This is a genomic window from Cognatundibacterium squillarum, assembly GCF_014652435.1.
Lineage (GTDB): Bacteria > Pseudomonadota > Gammaproteobacteria > Burkholderiales > Burkholderiaceae_D > Undibacterium > Undibacterium squillarum.
On the sequence record NZ_BMYU01000002.1, the window covers coordinates 346,199 to 364,222 of the forward strand.

16 protein-coding genes are annotated in these 18,024 nt (G+C 53.1%); 5 read left to right on the top strand and 11 right to left on the bottom strand.

All coding sequences use genetic code 11. The annotated features are described in order from the left end of the window. From IE092_RS05765 to IE092_RS05805, 9 genes are all read right to left on the bottom strand, one after another. Positions 1-699 carry an N-acetylmannosamine-6-phosphate 2-epimerase gene (locus IE092_RS05765; RefSeq protein ID WP_189356080.1) on the bottom strand — a complete coding sequence of 233 codons (699 nt, stop codon included), beginning with the start codon at positions 697-699 and terminating at the stop codon, positions 1-3. Beyond that, positions 696-1,697: an ABC transporter ATP-binding protein gene (locus tag IE092_RS05770; protein WP_189356081.1), complete on the bottom strand. Its 1,002-nt coding sequence runs from the start codon at positions 1,695-1,697 to the stop codon at positions 696-698. The genes IE092_RS05765 and IE092_RS05770 overlap by 4 nt, the downstream gene beginning before the upstream one ends. Next, entirely contained in the window at positions 1,694-2,710 is a 1,017-nt protein-coding gene (locus IE092_RS05775) for an ABC transporter ATP-binding protein (protein ID WP_189356082.1), read from the bottom strand. The genes IE092_RS05770 and IE092_RS05775 overlap by 4 nt, the downstream gene beginning before the upstream one ends. 16 nt (positions 2,711-2,726) lie before the next feature. Then, positions 2,727-3,650, bottom strand: a complete 924-nt coding sequence (locus tag IE092_RS05780) for a dihydrodipicolinate synthase family protein (RefSeq protein WP_189356083.1) — start codon at positions 3,648-3,650, stop codon at positions 2,727-2,729. A 4-nt stretch (positions 3,651-3,654) separates the two neighbouring features. Beyond that, entirely contained in the window at positions 3,655-4,506 is an 852-nt protein-coding gene (locus tag IE092_RS05785; protein ID WP_189356084.1) for an ABC transporter permease, read from the bottom strand. Between the two features lie 100 nt (positions 4,507-4,606). Continuing rightward, positions 4,607-5,560, bottom strand: coding sequence for an ABC transporter permease (locus tag IE092_RS05790; protein ID WP_189356085.1), 954 nt, complete (start codon positions 5,558-5,560; stop codon positions 4,607-4,609). 105 nt (positions 5,561-5,665) lie between these two features. After that, positions 5,666-7,228, bottom strand: coding sequence for an ABC transporter substrate-binding protein (locus IE092_RS05795; protein ID WP_189356086.1), 1,563 nt, complete (start codon positions 7,226-7,228; stop codon positions 5,666-5,668). Between the two features lie 73 nt (positions 7,229-7,301). Next, on the bottom strand, positions 7,302-7,994 hold the full coding sequence (locus tag IE092_RS05800) for a FadR/GntR family transcriptional regulator (protein ID WP_189356087.1): 693 nt from the start codon (positions 7,992-7,994) through the stop codon (positions 7,302-7,304). 44 nt (positions 7,995-8,038) lie between these two features. Further along, positions 8,039-9,100, bottom strand: a complete 1,062-nt coding sequence (locus tag IE092_RS05805) for a YjhT family mutarotase (RefSeq protein ID WP_189356088.1) — start codon at positions 9,098-9,100, stop codon at positions 8,039-8,041. 619 nt (positions 9,101-9,719) lie between these two features. On the opposite strand from IE092_RS05805, the gene IE092_RS05810 reads away from it, so the two are divergent. From IE092_RS05810 to IE092_RS05825, 4 genes are all read left to right on the top strand, one after another. Beyond that, complete coding sequence (locus IE092_RS05810; protein WP_229793055.1) at positions 9,720-10,226, top strand: DUF1579 domain-containing protein; 507 nt, start codon at positions 9,720-9,722, stop codon at positions 10,224-10,226. 263 nt (positions 10,227-10,489) lie between these two features. After that, positions 10,490-11,605 (top strand): serine hydrolase domain-containing protein, encoded by a 1,116-nt coding sequence (locus IE092_RS05815; RefSeq protein ID WP_229793056.1) that lies wholly within the window; start codon positions 10,490-10,492, stop codon positions 11,603-11,605. A 460-nt stretch (positions 11,606-12,065) separates the two neighbouring features. Further along, entirely contained in the window at positions 12,066-13,250 is a 1,185-nt protein-coding gene (locus tag IE092_RS05820; RefSeq protein ID WP_189356089.1) for a glycerophosphodiester phosphodiesterase, read from the top strand. Between the two features lie 225 nt (positions 13,251-13,475). Beyond that, positions 13,476-13,751 (top strand): hypothetical protein, encoded by a 276-nt coding sequence (locus IE092_RS05825; protein ID WP_189356090.1) that lies wholly within the window; start codon positions 13,476-13,478, stop codon positions 13,749-13,751. Positions 13,752-13,849: 98 nt separating this feature from the next. Here the strand turns inward: IE092_RS05825 and IE092_RS05830 are convergent, their stop codons facing one another. Next, entirely contained in the window at positions 13,850-14,374 is a 525-nt protein-coding gene (locus tag IE092_RS05830) for a hypothetical protein (protein ID WP_189356091.1), read from the bottom strand. A gap of 175 nt (positions 14,375-14,549) precedes the next feature. Here IE092_RS05830 and dbpA point away from each other — a divergent pair, with 175 nt between their 5' ends. Further along, positions 14,550-15,935, top strand: a complete 1,386-nt coding sequence (gene dbpA / locus IE092_RS05835; RefSeq protein ID WP_189356092.1) for an ATP-dependent RNA helicase DbpA — start codon at positions 14,550-14,552, stop codon at positions 15,933-15,935. Between the two features lie 292 nt (positions 15,936-16,227). On the opposite strand, the gene IE092_RS05840 is transcribed toward dbpA, so the two are convergent. Beyond that, entirely contained in the window at positions 16,228-17,952 is a 1,725-nt protein-coding gene (locus IE092_RS05840) for a serine hydrolase (RefSeq protein ID WP_189356093.1), read from the bottom strand. Between the last annotated feature and the right edge of the window lie 72 nt (positions 17,953-18,024).

Consider the following 18,024-nt stretch of genomic DNA (forward strand, 5'->3'; position numbering starts at 1 on the left):
TCAGCCACCTTCTGCCGTTTGCAGTTCACGCAGTGCATCGCCAAACCAGGCAGTCACATGCTCGATGCGGGTAATTGCAGAACCCACCGTCACACTGAATGCACCGGCAGTCAGCGCACGCTGCGCATCGGCCGGTGTGCGGATGCGGCCTTCTGCCATTACACGAATACCGCGCTGTGCTAGCTGGCTGATCAGCAAGGTATCCGGTGCCGACATATCCTGATCCGCGGTTTCTGCGGTATAGCCGGACAAAGTCGTGCCAACCAGATCGCAACCGATATCCCAGGCAAGTATGCCGTCTGCCAGTGTGGCGCAGTCTGCCATGGCCAGACAACCTGCCTGCTTCACCGCCTGAAACAAATGCTGAACGGATACCGGTCTGCCGCGCGCGGTCCCATCAAACGCAATGATGGTGGCTCCGGCACTGGCCAGACTTTTCACATCTTCCAGAAACGGTGTAATACGCACATCGCTGTCAGTTAAATCACGTTTGATGATGCCGGTAATGCAGGCATCCGGCAGCGCCTGTCTGACCAGGCGTACATGCTCCGCGCCTTCTATCCGCAGACCGGCAGCGCCTGCCTGCATCGCAGCGGCAGCCATCGCCACCACAATATCCGGCCGGTTCATCGGACTTTCCGGCAAAGGCTGACAAGACACCACCAGCCCGCCTGCTAACTGTTGAACTTCCTGTTTCATACTGAATTTCCCTGCGTAAAATGACAAATCACCTGATGCGCATCCGACTGTGCCGGTGGCGAAACGGGTTTTTCGCGACAAATGGCAGCCGCCTGCGGGCAGCGGGTATGGAACACACAACCGGAGGGCGGTGCCAGCGGACTCGGAATTTCCCCTTGCAGTAATTGTTCGCGCTGTAAGCGACGGGAAGGATCAGCTACCGGCGAACTGGCCCACAATGCGCGTGTATACGGATGCGCTCCGCCGCTTGCAATCGCAGCGCGGCTGGCCAGTTCCATTTTCTGACCGAGATACAGCACCAGTACGCGGTCACACATAATCTGCACCAGCGGTAAATCATGCGAAATAAAAATGATGGTCAGTCCCAGCTGTTCTCTGAGACTCAGCAGCAGATTGATAATCTGCGCCTTCACCGACGCATCCAGCGCCGCCACCGCTTCATCAGCAATCAGCACTTTGGGTTGCAGTGCCAGTGCACGCGCAATCACCACCCTTTGTTTCTGACCACCGGACAATTCGTGCGGATAGCGGTGCAGCACCGACACCGGCAAACCCACCAGCTTCAGCAAGCGGGTGATTTCTTCGTGCTGCTCTATGCTGCTGCCGAGATCATGCAGATAAAACGGTTCGCGCAGACTTTGTTCTATGGTCAAGCGCGGATTCAGGCTGGCGTTCGGGTCCTGAAACACCATCTGAATTTCTTTACGCAGACAGTTTTCATCGCGGCCACGGTAATCCGCCAGCGCTTTGCCGCGATACCGGATTTCACCCTGCTCCGGCTTCAGCATCCGCATCGCCAGTTTTGCCATGGTTGATTTACCACTGCCGGACTCGCCAACGATGCCAAGCACTTCGCCTTGCTTTAACTGAAAACTGACCGCGTTCACCGCTCGGACTTTACGCGCAGGACGGAATAAAGAAGATTTACCGGCATAGCTGACACTGACCTGATCAAACTCCAGCAAGATCTCAGCGTCACCGGTGACAATCGCGCTCATATCGCTACTCCTGTTGATTGCGGCGTGGTATGACGCCAGTGATGACAAGCGACCGTATGCTGTGGCGCAACCGGTGTTACTTTGGGCAATTGCTGATGACACAGGGAACTGGCGTGTTCACAGCGATTGGCAAACCGGCACTGCCGGTGTTCTCCCGTAACGCTTTCCACTTGCCCCGGAATACCGCTGAGCACGGCATCCGGACCCGGGCGCGGAATCGCGGCCAGTAAGCCTCTGGTATAAGGATGTACCGGTGCCTGGAAAATCTGCGCAACCGTACCGCTTTCCACGATATGACCACCGTACATTACCGCCACCCGGTCAGCAATTTGCGCCACCACGCCCATATCGTGCGTAATGAAAATCACACCCATGCCGGTGGCTTGCTGTAATTCGCGGATCAGTTGCAGAATCTGCGCCTGTATCGTCACATCCAGCGCAGTCGTCGGTTCATCGGCAATCAGCAAACGCGGCTCACAGGCCAGTGCAATTGCAATCATCACGCGCTGGCGCATACCACCGGATAACTGATGCGGATATTGCTTTGCGCGCGTTTCCGGATCCGAGATACCGACCAGCTTCAGCAATTGCAACGCCTTTTCCTGCGCTGCTTTTTTACCCGCTACACCGTGTACCGTGATTGCTTCGGCGATCTGATCTGCGACGGTTTGCAGCGGATTCAGTGAGGTCATCGGTTCCTGAAAAATCATGCTGACCGCCTTGCCGCGTAATGCCTGCTTTGCCGCTTCGCTGCCGCGTATCAGATCGGCGTACTCTCCTGTTGCGATTTGCAGACGTGCTTTGCCGGTTGTGACGGCATTCGACGCCAGCAAACCCATCAGGGAAAAGGAGGTTACGGATTTGCCGCAGCCGGATTCACCGACAATCGCCAGTGTTTCCCCCTGCCTGACCTGAAAACTGATATCGCTGACTGCCACCACAGTGCCAGCCGGTGTGGCGAATGAGGTACGCAATTGCTGCACATCGAGAATGATCTGCGTTTCATCGGACATGGCTGACACCTTCTGATTAATGCAGTAAACCGGTTTCGGTCAGAATCTGGCGGATTTTTTCCACGCCGGCATCCGGAATCAACTGATTCGGACGGCTCATATGACGGTGGCTGATCAGCCCCATTAAGTGCATCGCCGTTTTGAAACCACCCACACCGGAAGCATTCGGGCTGGTATGCGGCACACCCTGGAATACGATCTGGAATACGCGGATTAAGCGTTCCTGCTCGGCACGTGCTGCATCCCAGTCTCCGCGTTTCGCAGCATCGTACAAACGCACGTAGCCTGCCGGATCCACATTCCCGAGTCCCGGCACATTGCCGTGAGCACCGCCTAACAAGGCATAATCAACGGTGGTTTCAGATCCGGTCAGGATAGAGAAATCCGGCTTGTCTTCAAAATCCTTCATCACCATGCGCATATTGCCGTCATCACCGCTGCTGTCTTTCAGGCCGCAGATCAGCTTCTGTTCATACATGCTCATCAGGGTTTCGCGATTCAGTTTTAATTGCGTACAAACCGGAATATCGTAGGCAATGATTGGTAAATCCACGGCTTCACGAATCATCGAAAAATGCACGATGGTTTCGTTCTGGCTGGTACGCGGATAAAACTGCGAGGTCACGACCAGACCATCCACACCCAGTTCTTTGGCCAGACGGGCATTTTCAATCACGCGATCAGTCGTCGGATCCATCACACCGCAAACCGCCGGTACAGCACCGTTGGCTTCATCGAGTGCGATACGGATCGCATCGGCACGTTGTTTAGCATTCAGAAACACCACTTCGGAAGTGGAACCAAGCAGGAACAAACCATGCACACCGTTATCAATCAGGTGACGGATGACTTTACGCAAGCTGACTTCATCCACCTGATAATCAGGCGTCAGAGGAGTAACGACCGGCGGCACGATGCCATGCAGTTTCAGAGCGGACATAGATTTATTCCTTTAAAGATTTAGGATCAAAAGACTGACGCAGGCCATCACCGATAAAATTGACAGACAACGCCGTGAGAACGATCAGGATTCCGGATGGCAGCCAGATCCACGGATTTTGCTGAAGCACAGAAGCCTCACGGGCAATACTGATCAGGCTGCCCCAGCTTGCATCCGGCAGCTGCACACCCAGCCCCAGAAAACTCAGACCTGCTTCCGCCATGATCGCGGACACAAAACCGAGCGAAAACGACACCACCAGTACGTCCATGGTGTTTGGCAGACAATGACGCAGTAACAGATATGTATGACCTGCCCCCAGCGTACGTGCCGCTGCCACATACTCCATTTCGCGGATAGTCAGAATCCGTGCACGCACCAGACGGCAGATCAGTGGCCACGACAATAAGCCAATCACCACAATGGTTTTTTCCGTGCCAGGGCCAAGCACCGCGGCGAGCGTCATCAGAACAATAATCGGCGGGAAGGTCATGACCATATCGACGAAACGCATGATCAGGTTGTCAATCCAGCCACCGAAATAACCGGCCAGCGCCCCAAGAAAGGTACCGATGACCAGCGCCAGACTGACGCTCAGCACACCTACCAGCAAAGACACACGGCCTGCAGCGAAGGTACGTGCCAGCATGTCGCGGCCAGTCTGATCCGTTCCCAGCCAGTGCAGTTTGCCCGGCGCCTGCAAGGTAGCATCCAGATCAATCGCATTCGGATCGGCATGAAACAGCCAGCCGGAACACAGGCAAAGCAGACTGATCACACCGAAGATCAGCAGGCCGGCCATTGCCGGACGGTGTTTGCGAAACTTTTGCCAACGCATGGCGGTAACACTAGACATAAATTCCTCTGATGTAGTTGACAGGTTTCAGGTTGCATCGTCCCCTGCCGGCCTGAACACAGGCCTGACATACAGTGCAATACAGGTTGAAGCGAAAGGTTCAGCGCAAGGTAATGCGCGGGTCGATACGTGAGTAAATCAGGTCGGTCAGCATATTGATGAACAGAATCACCACCGCCATCACCAGCGTAATTCCCATAATCAGCGGGTAATCACGGCTTTCTATGCCATCCAGAAACAGCATGCCCATCCCCGGCCAGGAAAATACGGTTTCGATGAAGACCGCACCACCGATCAGCGCACTGAAATTCGCACCGATCACGGTAATAATCGGAATCAGGGTATTCGGGAAAGCATGACGGAATAAGACTTGCTGCGGGTTTAAGCCTTTAGCCCGGGCGGTACGGACATAATCCTGACTCATGGTTTCCAGCAGTCCGGCGCGGGTGTAACGCATCAGGATGCCGATAAACTGCAGGGATAACACCATCGCAGGCATGGCAAGGTGGTACAGAATATTGCGCCAGCTTTCATCACCGGGATCGGTATAACCACCGGAAGGAAACCAGCCTAACTGCAGCGCAAACACATACATCGCAATAATACCGACCAGAAAAGCGGGACTGGAAATCGAAATATACGCAAGTACCGACAGCACATGATCCGGCCAGCGACGGTAAGCGCGCGCTGAAATCAGACCAGTCAGCACACCAAGCAGCGCGCCCATTCCTAATCCGGCAACTGTCAGCAAACCGGTCGGCACAGCACGGCGTGCGATTTCCTGCAATACCGGCGAACCATCTTTGTAGCGCAAGCCCAGTTCGCCGTGCGCCACTTGCTGCAGCCAGCTGACAAAGCGCAGCGGCAAAGGCTGATCCAGTCCCAGTTCATGCCGCAGCACTTCTTTTTGTTGATCGGTCAGCACCGCTGTCGGCGGTACAAAGGCATCCACCGGATCACCGGGAGCCATATTCATCAGTACAAACACCACCACCAGAATCGCAAACAGCGTGGGGATGTTAACAGCAAGGCGGTTCAGCAAATAAGTCCACATGATGTCTTCAGCATGAGCAAATCGTCAGCCGGATCGCAGACACACTTTGTATTTCAACAGCCGGTACAAAGGGAGAGTTGCATCTGCAATCCGGGAAAAAGCATTTCAGCGCAGGGTCCAGTTTTCCGGATTGTCCTGATAGCGGCCACCGCCGGGCGATGGTGTCCATATAAAGTTCGTCACGTTCTTTGTATAGCCGCCATAGCGGTTCGCCACCCACAACGGTATCCACGGCAATTGCTGATTGGTGATACGGCACAGCTGCCTGTACACATCATTGCGTTTCGCATCATCGGTTTCCGCCTGCCCTGCATCGAACAGTTTATCCAGTTCCGGAATCCGCACACGCATACGGTTCACCCCTTTTGGCGGCGCATACGATGAATGCAGCAGTGGCATCAGAGAAGCCGGATCAGGGCCGTTACCGGCACCGGCGAATACCATACTGAATTTACCGGCATCCACAATTTGTCCGTAAGTCGGCGCATCGACAAAACGCGGTTTCACGGTCACGCCGATTTGTCCGAACATCACTTGCAGACTGGCAACTACGTCTTTTGATAACTGGTCGTTATAGTAGGTCAGTAACTCCAGCGGTTCGCCGTGATTCAGTTTGCTCCATCCTGCTTCTTCCAGCAGTGCTTTGGCTTTACTCAGATTCAGGTCGTAACTGTTCACATCCTGCGGAATATATTTCTGAGAGCTCAGCACGCAGTTGCTGGCAACCGCACTGCCTTTATAAATGTTTTTGACAATTGCAGCGCGGTCAATCGCATACAGCAAAGCCTGACGCACACGCACATCTTTAAAACGCGGGTCCTGATTATTTAAACCAATATAGTTCAGCACCATCGATTGTCCGGAAATCACCTGCACATTTTTTCCGGCGCCGTCACGTATTTGGTCCTGGGTTAAATAGCTGTAATTGATTTCACCGGCGGCCAGCGCAATCGCAGCGGAACTGCTGTCTTTGAAATAGCGATTCACCAGACGATTGATTTTTGGTTTGCCGCGGAAGTAATCCGGATTTGCCAGCAACTCCACATACTGATCCGGCACGTATTTATTCCACTTGAACGGGCCGGTACCAACCGGTGTTTTCCACCAGTCTGAAGTACGCAATTCCTTGGCGGTGAATTTGGACAGCAAATGATTCGGCAGAATCATCACATTCGTCAGCGCATCCGGCAGCGATGCATCCATGTTCAGCAATTCCAGCACCACGGTTTGCTCGTCGGCAACGCGGATATTCACCACATCGGCAAAACGTACGGCAAACACACTGGCCATGTCCGGATCTTTAATCAGCCCCAGCGTGAATTTCACGTCAGCGGCAGTGAACGGCGCACCGTCATGCCAGCGCACACCTTTGCGCAGTTTGATGGTAAAACTCTTACCATCTTTAGAAAATGACCAGCTTTCCGCCAGATCACCGGATATTTTCTGAAACGCTGGATCATACAGCGTCAGTGTGTTAAAATATTTATTATAAAATCCAAAACCGGCAGATGCCGTCAGCGGATTAAACTTCTGCGGGTTGCCTTGCGGCCCCACATCAAACGCACCGGTAAACACTGTATCGGTCGCCGCTGCGGGCAAACTTACCTGCAAAAGTGCGGCCAGAGCCGCTGACAGCGCAATGCTGCCAGTACCACGATAAGTCAACATAAGTCTCCTATCCTATTCAGGCTTGGTGGATTGAGCGAACTGAGTCGCCCGATGCGCTATCCGGACTAACGCATCATGCAACTCCTTTGGGATATCGTTTAAAGATAGATTCAAAGTGACCGATATGGGCTTTCAGCAAGCCTGCTTCGTCTTTGGTTTCCAGCATATTCACGATAGAAAGATGGTCATTGGCAGTCGCTTCAGCTGCCCACGGGTCGGTGTTCGCCGGTCCGCTTTGTTTCAGCATGTTATTGAAGATATTCCAGAACAAATCAATCAGCGCCAGCAGAAAGCGGTTGTCCAGGCATCGGTACATTTCCGCATGAAACTCGCGGTCTTCGTCCGCAAAAGTCTCGTTCTGACGTGCTTTTTCCAGCATTTTTTCTGCCAGACGACGCAGTTTCAGAATATTTTCCGGCTGGATATTTTTGACGACAGAAGACAGTGCGCCCACTTCCAGATACGTACGCACATACAGCAGATCGCTGATTTGTGAGTCATTGGTAATCATGGAATACGGCAGGTTTTCCAGAATCGAATCAAAGGTAAAAGGCTTCACATAAATGCCTTCGCCGTGACGCGATTCGATAATGCCGAGCGATTCCAGCGCTTTCACGGCTTCGCGCAGCGAAGGACGGCTGATACCCAGTTCTTCCGCCAGTTTTCCTTCCGGTGGTAAAGCGTCGCCCTCGCGCAGATTATTCTTTTCGATGTACTGCTTGATTTCGCCCTGCGCTAATTTGTATGCAGGAATTTTTGTCGCCATATCGACCTCGGACTGTAAAAATTTTAAATAAGAGTCATTATTTTCTAATTAACTGACATATCTGACAACAACCAGTTTTCCAGTACCGGTACGCCATCCTGACTGTCACCACCGGTCAGTAATATTCCTTCCGGCAGTACAAAACTGCATCCGTGCGCACGACCGGCAGGCAGTTTTCCTGCCAGTTGCCAGCCTTCTCCAGTCCGCACGAAGCATTCATCTGACCAGCGTTTTTCCAGTCCCTGATGCGCGAACAGGCTGCCTGCCTGATAGTTTTTCGCTGCACCGGGAAAGTAAGTTCCGCCGGCAAATACCGGTGTTTGCTGCAATATGCCTGCAAATGGCGATGCAACACCATCACCGCCACCAAATACCTGACCACCTGTCACCGCTTCTGTCGCCGTCACTTCACAGCGGGCGGTGTCCAGACGCACGATACCATTCCGGCGCAGGCCGGGTTTGACTTCGCCGGAAATCAGCCACGCCAGACCATCCTGTTGCAGCAAGGCGCTGCCGCAAGTCGCGAGTAAAGGATTTTCCGTCACCAGATCAAGGCAAGCTGTGCGCGTATCAAAACGGCGCAAACCCTGATTCCAGTGGAAACCAGCGATTTCCCTTGCCATATAGTCCGAACGGAAGCGTTCTTTTTCTTCCTGCGCCAGACTGTTCATCCGGATACAGAAATCATCGAACTGACCACGGTGATAACCACCGGCCACCATCAGACCACGCTGCGGATCGGCAAATGCCACCGCCCCCAGAAAATCGCTGTGCTGCTCAAACGGCATACAGTGCCAGACATCCTGTTGCATGTCGTAAGCCCAGATGCGGGTGCTCTGACGCATACAGGCGCTGCGCTGATCCAAGACACTGCCACCCAGCACGAAGATGCGGTCTTGCAGCGTCACATACGCCGGTTGCTGTGGCGCTTCCGCCGGAAACGGTGCCAGCGCCACCCAGCCTGCCGCCGTATTCGCGAGGTCCAGCCCGAACCATGCCTGACCTGCGCTGCCGAGTCCGGCAAACAAGCGCTGGCCGCTCTGCCCGCAGGCACCGCTGACCACTGCCACTGGCAGCGCTGGAAGCATGGTTTCTACCTTCATCATGAAATTACCCGTTTGTATGGAAAGTACCGTTAAGAATGATCTTCTCAGATCTGATGTAAGATGTCAAATATCTGAACTGCTAAATCTTTATCTTTTTTTGTCGCTGTTTCTGATGCGCAACACCGGTAAAAATGCATAAGAAGCAGGCAAGGACAGAAAATTGCTGACCTGTTATTGGAAAAATCCGTGGATTTGGCGGATTCGGTACATCCGCTTCACTTGGCGGGTTTGGCAACGGGCGTCGCTGAGATTCATCTTCCGGCACTTAGGCTGCGGTTAACCACCAGGACCGCACTCCGCCTCCTGCCAGCACCCGAAAACGCCATTTTCAGCCTCAAATGCGGTGTTCAGCACAGCGATCCGGCGGTCGTCGGCAGAAAGTCCGGCTCTCCGGAAACCGCTCATGACGATTTCTGCACCATCCACCCGTCTTTATCTTGTTTTCATTGCCACGCTTTCTATACTCAAGCCGCCAGCCTGCTGTCATGGCTCGCTTACCATCCCCCAGATAACAGCCTACCGGAGGTACAAAATGCATTCTGCTGGATTCCGCTCATCCTTTTGCACGCTGTTGACTACCTGTTGCGTTCTATTACCCGTCTACGCATCCGCACAGAGCATGCCCGATACGGCAGCCCTGATCCGTGCGCAAGTCAGCGCCATGCAGAAACTTGCCTTTATGGACGGCGCTTGGCGCGGCACCGCATGGACGATACTGCCAGACGGCAGCAAGCATCAGATTATCCAGACCGAACGTATAGGCCCATTTTTGCAGGGTGGCGTGAAAGTGATCGAAGGCCGTGGCTACGAGCCGGATGGTAAAGTCAGCTTTAATGCATTTGCGACCATCTCATATGATGTGCAGAAAGAAAGCTACCAGATGCGCTCGTATGCGCAAGGTTATGCCGGTGACTTTACGATGGTACTGACCGACAAAGGTTATTACTGGACAATTCCGATGGGGCCGGTACAAGTACGTTACACCATGACGATGGAAAACAATGAATGGGTGGAAATCGGTGAACGCATGGTACCGGGGCAGCCAGCACAGAAGTTTTTCGAAATGCGTCTGAAACGACTTGGTGATACCGACTGGCCAGCCGCAGGCGCTGTTTCACCAGGCTAAAAGTCTGGGCCGGCTTCAGAAATATACCGCTCCGTTTCACGCTCCTGCAGCAGCAACTGAGCATACCTCTGGCGAGTCTTGACAACATTTCGCACCTTATTCCCCCCCTGCTTTCCGGTAAATGCGAACTTTGCGCCAGAGACCGACTCCAAAGTCTGGTCTTGTCTCCGGCGGCGGTTTTACCTGCCCGCCGCTGACCGCTACGGCGTTTCCGGCAAACAGATGCGGAAACCGGGCATGGAAATCTTAATCCGGGAGCAATTATGAAGTTCGTCCAACGGCTTACGTTCGGCATGTGCGTTTTTGCGATTTACGCTTTACCCTTGTCGCAAGCTCTGGCAGGCAATTCAGAAGCGGCCAATCAACAGACCCGTAGCTTTATACAAAATACGATGCGGGAACAACGCATTCCCGGACTGCAGATTGCCGTTATCCGGCATCAGCAGGTTGTGCTTTCAGAAAATTTTGGGATGGCAAATGTCGAAAATCAAATCCCCGTCACCAGCACAACTTTGTTTCCGATCAACTCTGCCACCAAGGCGCTGACCGGTGTCGCGATCATGCAATTACTCGCGTCAGGACAAATTGATTTACACGCGCCAATTTCACGATATCTGTCGGATTTACCTGATGCGTGGCAGCAAATACGCGTCCATCAATTGCTGAGCCACACGTCAGGTCTGCCTGACATCGTCGATGACAATGGCGATCTGATCAGCAAAGTCAGTGAAGCGCAAGCCTGGGAGATGGTAAAAAAAATGCCGGTCAGAACCAAGCCGGGTCTGCAATTCGCTTACAACCAGACCAATTACGGCTTACTGGCCCGCATCATCGAGAAGCAAAGTCATTTACCCTACAATGAGTATGTCGCCCGCCATCAGTTGTTGCCAGCAAAGATGGCTTTATCTACTTTTGGCGATAGTTATGACCTGATCCCTAACGCTGCAACGATCTATGCCACCTCGCCACGCGGCAGTCAGGCACCAAATGACAAGCAAAGATTATCGAAGTGGATTTATCAGATTTCCTATAGCCTGTGGGCAGGCGGCGGACTGCAGACAAATGCCAGCGAACTGGCGCGCTGGATATTAGCACTCAGTAATGGCCAGCTCATTTCCCGTGAACATCTGCAAATGATGTGGACGCCGGGAACGCTGATCGACGGCAACGATGGTGACTGGGGATCCGGCTGGCCCGTATTGCAGAAAGCCCCGCACAGGCTGGTCGCCGGGATCGGTGGCGCACGTGCTGCGTTCTTTATTTATCCGGATGATGCATTGGCCATCATCGTATTAACCAATCTTGCCGGCGCAAATCCGCAACGGTTTATTCCGGCAATCGCCAGTTTTTATCTGAAACCCGCGTCGGAAACACCGTAAATTCAAACCGCCCGATCCGCGCTGAGTCTGACCACAGCGCGGCTGCATCCCGCCAGGCTGCCAAAAACAGGCTAAATGCGGTGTTCAGCACAGCGATCCGGCGGTCGTCGTCAGAAAGTCCGGCTCTCCGCAAATGGCATATGACGATTTCTGCAGAGTCAGACTGGCATTTCCTTCCGTGCAGAAGGGATATGACATTCTGATGTAGAGCCTTCCCTCGGATTAGTACCGCGACTACCCAAAAGCATTCAAAACGCAAAATACCGGCATCTGAAAGACAAAGCCGGAAGATGCCGGCATTTTCAGAAAAAATGCCTCTGGCAGCGGCATCAACACCTATCCGGATTTAAGCAGACCAGTTGATTTTCTGTGCCACCCTTTGTCTGTTCGTCATCACTTTGTCATACCGGCTGACTATATTCGCCCCCGTTTTGGTTTTCTTTCCCCACATCAACAGGAGATGTCTGTGAAATACCCGAAGGCGAAGCAATTTTTCCGCGTCAGCGCAGCGGCTGGTTTGTGTGCACTGGTCACTGCATGCGGTGGCAGCACCGATAAAACCACGCTGGCACAAACGGATTATCTGAATCCCGGCACCGCGTGGCCAACCGGCGTGGCGGTTGCCGGTCACCGTGGCGCATCCGCACTGCGTCCGGAACATACGCTGGCCTCGTACCAGAAAGCGATTGATGACGGCGCGGATATCGTGGAACCGGATCTGGTCAGCACTAAAGATGGTGTACTGGTCGCCCGCCATGAAAACGAAATTTCCGGCACCACCGACGTTTCATCCAAAACCCAGTTTGCCGACCGTAAAAAAACCAAAGTCATCGATGGCATTCCGGTCACTGGCTGGTTCACCGAAGATTTCACGCTGGCAGAACTGAAAACCCTGCGTGCCAAAGAACGCATTCCGCTGAACCGTCCTGCGAATACGGCTTTCGACGGTCAGTTTGAAATTCCGACGCTGCAGGAAGTGATTGATCTGGTGCGCCAGCAATCGCAGGCAAAAGGCCGCACCATCGGCATTTATCCGGAAACCAAGCATCCGACTTACTTCAAAAGCATTGGTCTGCCACTGGAAAAGCGTCTGGTGGATACACTGAAAGCGAATGGCTACAAGGGTAAAGATGCTGCCGTGTATATTCAGTCGTTTGAAGTGGCGAACCTGAAAGAAATCCGCGCGATGAGCGATTACCGCATCGTGCAACTGATTGATAACCCGAATAATGCACCGGTGAATGGCGTACCGCGCAATGCACCGTATGACTTTGTGGCAGCCGGCAATGGCCGTACTTACGCCGATCTGATCACACCGGCAGGTCTGAAAGAAATCGCCGCGTATGCCGATGTGGTGGCACCGTACAAAGAAGTCATCATTCCGCGCACTGCCGCCAATGAACTGGGTACGCCGACAGCTTTCATTACCAATGCCAAAGCCGCTGGTCTGAAAGTACATACCTGGACACTGCGTCCGGAAAACCCTTTCCTGCCGGTCAGTCTGCGTCAGGGCGACGTCAACTCGCCTAGCCAGCGCGGTGATTCCATCAGCGAAATCCACGCTTATCTGAAAGCCGGACTGGACGGTTTCTTTACTGACGATTCCGCCGTCGGTAAAACCGCCGTCAACAGCTTCAAAAAATAAGCCACTGACGATTCCGCGCTATGCCTGCACAAGCTGCAGGTATAGCGCTTCATCCCGCCGGAACTTCCCGCCGCTCACTCTGAAGTCGTTGAAGTCAGCACATTTGCCTGAAATCGACGGTTTACTCCAGCTTTTCAGCATTATCAAAAACAACACATCCGGTATCATCGCGCTTGTCTATTACTTTATGGCAAGCCAATGGGGTCATTGTTTTCACTGATACTGATGTCAACTGCAGGTGCTCTGCTGCTGGCCTGCATCTTTTTCATTGCACTGCCCTTCAACGCACCGCGCAAAGCCTTTCGTATCGCCGTCGCATTCATCTGCGGCGCGGTTTTCGCCGAATTACTGACCTTAGGCGTATACACTCTGCTATTTCCGCTGGCATCGGCACTGACCTTACATATACCGCTGTTTCTCGGCGCAATCGCCATCAACCCATTGATTGGCGGCTGCATGATGCTGCGCCTTGCACGCAAGCGCGGACTACTGAGCGATTAGCCTGCATCAGGATCTGACACGACAAAACAAAAACGCTGGCTTCGCAGGCCAGCGTTTTTTGTTATTACCGGATTCAGCCGGATTCCGTCGTATTCAGATCAGGCTGGCAACGCGGTAAAAGGTGTTTCGACGTTACGGAATGCAGCAATACCGCTGATCAGTTGATTCACATACGGCACAGAGCCGGTCAGGCGAACCGACAACCAGCGGTTCAGACGCAGACGCAAGCCTTTTTCCGCACCGGATGTATTCAGCGACGCTGGCGCCATCTGTTCCAGTGCTATCATCGAGTCCGCAGTCAGACCGATACGGGTTTCAAACAACCCCTGACGCATGACCAGCGCAGATCCTTCCAGAGAAGCCAGCACCTGACCAGACGGCACCGGTGCATCACCGTTTGCCGGATCACGCCGCCATTCCTTCAGCTGCCGCAGCGCACGCCAGCCCAGCCAGCACACAGACAGAACCAACCCCGCCAGCATAATTCCCTCAGGCAGATGCCCGTTCAGCACACCCGAAAACAAAACCATGAAAAACGCCGCGATACTTGCCAGCTCAGTCAACGCCAGTCTGAACGCCGCCTGAACCGCAAAAACCTTCGCTGAAATCTGAATTTTACGCATGGAAATATGCACAAAGTGATAACAAGCGCGAACATACACTTGCCATATGTATTTTGCAAGAGATTTCCCTCAGAGCAATGCATTCTTTCTGCAAGAAAACCGCAGAAGGGTCTCACATCACCTACAATACCGCCTTCGGCGGGCCTGTTGCCTGCCAGTTTATGTAAAGCGTTCCATGTCAGACACACTCTCCTTCAGTTCCCTTCCCTTACAAGCCGCCCTGCTCGACAATCTGGCCAGCCTTGGCTATGAGCAAATGACGCCGATTCAGGCGGCGGCCTTGCCGGTCATCCTGCAGCAGCGCGATCTGATTGCGCAGGCAAAAACCGGTTCCGGCAAAACGGCGGCATTCGGGCTGGGGTTGCTGAACAAGCTGAACCCGACATACTTTGCGGTGCAGGGTCTGGTGATTTGTCCGACACGCGAACTGGCAGATCAGGTTGCCAACGAATTACGCCGCCTTGCGCGCCGCATCGAAAACGTCAAAATCGTCACGCTGACCGGCGGCATTCCTATGCGTCCGCAAATTGCCTCGTTGGAATTCGGTGCGCACATCGTGGTTGGCACACCGGGCCGCCTGATTGATCACATCAGCCGCGGCACGCTGCGACTGAATGCCATTCAAACGCTGGTTCTGGATGAAGCAGACCGCATGGTGGATATGGGCTTTTATGATGATATTTACGATATCGCCGCTGCCTGCTCGCCGCGCCGTCAGACGCTGCTGTTCTCAGCAACCTATCCGGATGATATCCGCGCCGCCAGCGAACAATTGCTGAATCAGCCGGAAGAAATTCAGGTCGAAGTACAGCACAGCGCAAATCAGATTCAGCAATGGTTTTTTCAGACCACGCCGGAACAGCGCAATGCTGCCGTGGGCCGCTTACTGCAACACTATCAACCGGCTTCCAGCATTGCGTTTTGTAATACCAAAATTCATTGCCGCGAATTAACCGAAGAATTGCACGCGCAAGGCATCAGCGCACTTGCTCTCCATGGCGACATGGAACAGCGTGACCGCGATGAAGTGCTGATCCGCTTCGCGAATCAAAGCTGCTCGGTACTGGTCGCGACCGACGTTGCCGCACGCGGTCTGGATATTCAGAATCTCGGCGCTGTAATCAACGTTGATGTGTCAAAAGACAGCGAAGTGCATATCCACCGTATTGGACGCAGTGGACGCGCAGGTGAACAGGGTCTGGCGCTGACTCTGGTCACGCCGGGCGAAAAGAAATGGGTGCGCAATATCGAAGAATACAGCGGCGAACAGGCGCAATGGCTGGAGCTGGACAGTCTTGATGTCAATAACGATGCTCCGCTGCAGGCTCCGATGATGACACTGTGCATTCAGGCCGGTAAAAAAGACAAAATGCGCCCCGGCGATTTGCTCGGCGCGCTGTGCGCCGACCTCGGTCTGCAAAAAGCACAAGTCGGTAAAATCAACGTCGGCGACTTCGTCACCTTCGTCGCCATCGAACGCAGCATTGCCGAAGACACGCTCGAACGCCTGTCACGCACCCAGATCAAGGGCCGCCAGTTCCGTATGCGCATGGTCGGATGAAGCGGACGCGGGGTCACCGTCATCAGGTACAAATTGAAGTAAAAAGGGAGCTGATGCCAGCTCCCTTTTTAACTTACGTTCTGCTGATACGACAGGGAATTTGACTAAGCTGAATCGAAGTACAGACTGCACCCCGTCAAAGAGCCCATATCCTGCTGTGCCCGATACTCGTCGCCCCGGCACATTACAAATTGCCACTTCCCATTACATGAAGCCCCACCGCTGACCCGCTGCTGCGCGGGCCCGGGTGTAGCTTTTTAAGCTCTTTATCCACTTTCCTTTACGTTGTGTTTTAATTTATTTTCCTGGCTGGCAGGTTACGCCCGCCCTGTGTCAAGATTAACTGCTGAACTTTACCATCTGCAGTTTTCTCGAATTTAAATATTGCCCCCACATCCGGCGCATTGAAAGTATCTGCACTGACAGGGCTAATCGTCACAGGCCCTTGTCCCGTTGCTTGTACGATGAACTTGCTTCCTTCACGACGCACACTCAGAATGAAATCAGGATTGAGTTCGTAGTTACCGACATAGATGTCAAATTGCTCCGGGGACATGGCGAAGGTTTTTGGTGCTTCGGGCAAGGCTTCGTTCAACCTTGGATGTGAAACAACAGTACCTTGCTGATGTACGACTGCTTCCGTTACTTCACCACCTGCATTGCGCTTGAATTCGATACGCAGTAAAGAATTATGGTCTTTAAAAAAGCCATTTTGCGAATATGCCTTCAAGACTGTGCGAGGGCCATTTGTCCTCGTCATCACTAAGTTCTCGCCCTCGCGCACGAAGAAGCGCCGGTTCTTGTCGTCGATGCGGTAAACGCCAGCAAACTGATCCAGTGTTTTCTGATCGAGTTTAACTGGTTTGAATTCCGGAATCGGCTTGCCAATCGCAGTGGCAGCTAGGCGCATCGAGACCATCTCAGGCTGGGCCAGACCGCTATCGGCATTGGTCAGCACGGCCACAAAAACTTTCTCTTTCGGCAGACTCAGAGCATAGGTAGCGTAACCGGGAATGCCTCCGCCATGGGATATCATCGTTTGAGATTCAAACTGCCCCACAGCCCAGCCAAAACCGTAGTTAGTATCCTGAGCGTTTTTTAGTTTGTATGGTGTGAAGGCACGTTTCCAATGCTCGGCCTTCAGCAATTTTCCGGCATTGATTGCAGCATCCCATTTCGCCAGATCGTCAACAGTCGATGTCAGTGCGCCTGCGGCATATGGCTGAGTCATACTGATTCTGATGCTTGGCTCGAATCCGCTGGCACTTTGCGTGTAACCGGCCGCACGCACTTGTTGGCTACGTTCGTAACCTTCGTAGGAAGAATCCTTCATCCCGAGCGGAGTGAACAAACGCTTCTCGACAAATTTCGCATAGGTCTCGCCGCTGACTTTTTCAATGATAGCGCCGAGCAAGAAATATCCAGAGTTATTGTATTTATAGGCAGTGCCCGGTTCAAACTCTAAGGGATCATTTTTAAAGCTGTCTACCATTGCCTGCACACTGATATCCTTACCGGCGGTCGCGAGGAAACCCGGCTTGCCGGTGTAACTTGGAATGCCGGAAGTATGCGTTAACAAGTGTTCGATCGTTATACGTTTTCCGCTTTCAGGGTAGTCCGGAAAAAACTTAGTCACCGGATCATCCAGAGCAATCTTTCCTTCTTCCACGAGTTGCAATATTCCGACTGCAGTAAATTGCTTGGAAATCGATCCTAAGCGCATGACATGGTCAGCTTTTAGTGCTTCTTGTTTTTCGACATTGGCGAGTCCGTAGCCTTTTCGCAATAAGACTTTACCGTCTTTCACGACGATGATGCTGGCACCGGGTTGATCAGCTTTGTAATAGGTGGCACCGATCTGATCGAGCTGCTGAGTGACCGGGTCCGTATTCAGCACATTTATCGAGCTTGACGACGATGGATGCTCTGTTTGTGCCTGTGTGACAGAGGATTGCACCAGTAAAAGCGCGGCGATTGCGATCGGTGTTAAATATAGTTTTTGGAATATCGCGGTCATAGGATGTCCTGATGGTTGATAGGTCGTATACAAAGGTCGTATTGGTCAGACAGGCGCATGTTATCGTCGGCA

Excerpts from the sequence above, each read along its gene's own strand:
- IE092_RS05765 (WP_189356080.1), bottom strand. The coding sequence starts at position 699 with ATGAAACAGGAAGTTCAACAGTTAGCAGGCGGGCTGGTGGTGTCTTGT.
- IE092_RS05770 (WP_189356081.1), bottom strand. The coding sequence starts at position 1,697 with ATGAGCGCGATTGTCACCGGTGACGCTGAGATCTTGCTGGAGTTTGAT.
- IE092_RS05775 (WP_189356082.1), bottom strand. The coding sequence starts at position 2,710 with ATGTCCGATGAAACGCAGATCATTCTCGATGTGCAGCAATTGCGTACC.
- IE092_RS05780 (WP_189356083.1), bottom strand. The coding sequence starts at position 3,650 with ATGTCCGCTCTGAAACTGCATGGCATCGTGCCGCCGGTCGTTACTCCT.
- IE092_RS05785 (WP_189356084.1), bottom strand. The coding sequence starts at position 4,506 with ATGTCTAGTGTTACCGCCATGCGTTGGCAAAAGTTTCGCAAACACCGT.
- IE092_RS05790 (WP_189356085.1), bottom strand. The coding sequence starts at position 5,560 with ATGTGGACTTATTTGCTGAACCGCCTTGCTGTTAACATCCCCACGCTG.
- IE092_RS05795 (WP_189356086.1), bottom strand. The coding sequence starts at position 7,228 with ATGTTGACTTATCGTGGTACTGGCAGCATTGCGCTGTCAGCGGCTCTG.
- IE092_RS05800 (WP_189356087.1), bottom strand. The coding sequence starts at position 7,994 with ATGGCGACAAAAATTCCTGCATACAAATTAGCGCAGGGCGAAATCAAG.
- IE092_RS05805 (WP_189356088.1), bottom strand. The coding sequence starts at position 9,100 with ATGATGAAGGTAGAAACCATGCTTCCAGCGCTGCCAGTGGCAGTGGTC.
- IE092_RS05810 (WP_229793055.1), top strand. The coding sequence starts at position 9,720 with ATGCCCGATACGGCAGCCCTGATCCGTGCGCAAGTCAGCGCCATGCAG.
- IE092_RS05815 (WP_229793056.1), top strand. The coding sequence starts at position 10,490 with ATGAAGTTCGTCCAACGGCTTACGTTCGGCATGTGCGTTTTTGCGATT.
- IE092_RS05820 (WP_189356089.1), top strand. The coding sequence starts at position 12,066 with ATGTCTGTGAAATACCCGAAGGCGAAGCAATTTTTCCGCGTCAGCGCA.
- IE092_RS05825 (WP_189356090.1), top strand. The coding sequence starts at position 13,476 with ATGTCAACTGCAGGTGCTCTGCTGCTGGCCTGCATCTTTTTCATTGCA.
- IE092_RS05830 (WP_189356091.1), bottom strand. The coding sequence starts at position 14,374 with ATGCGTAAAATTCAGATTTCAGCGAAGGTTTTTGCGGTTCAGGCGGCG.
- dbpA (WP_189356092.1), top strand. The coding sequence starts at position 14,550 with ATGTCAGACACACTCTCCTTCAGTTCCCTTCCCTTACAAGCCGCCCTG.
- IE092_RS05840 (WP_189356093.1), bottom strand. The coding sequence starts at position 17,952 with ATGACCGCGATATTCCAAAAACTATATTTAACACCGATCGCAATCGCC.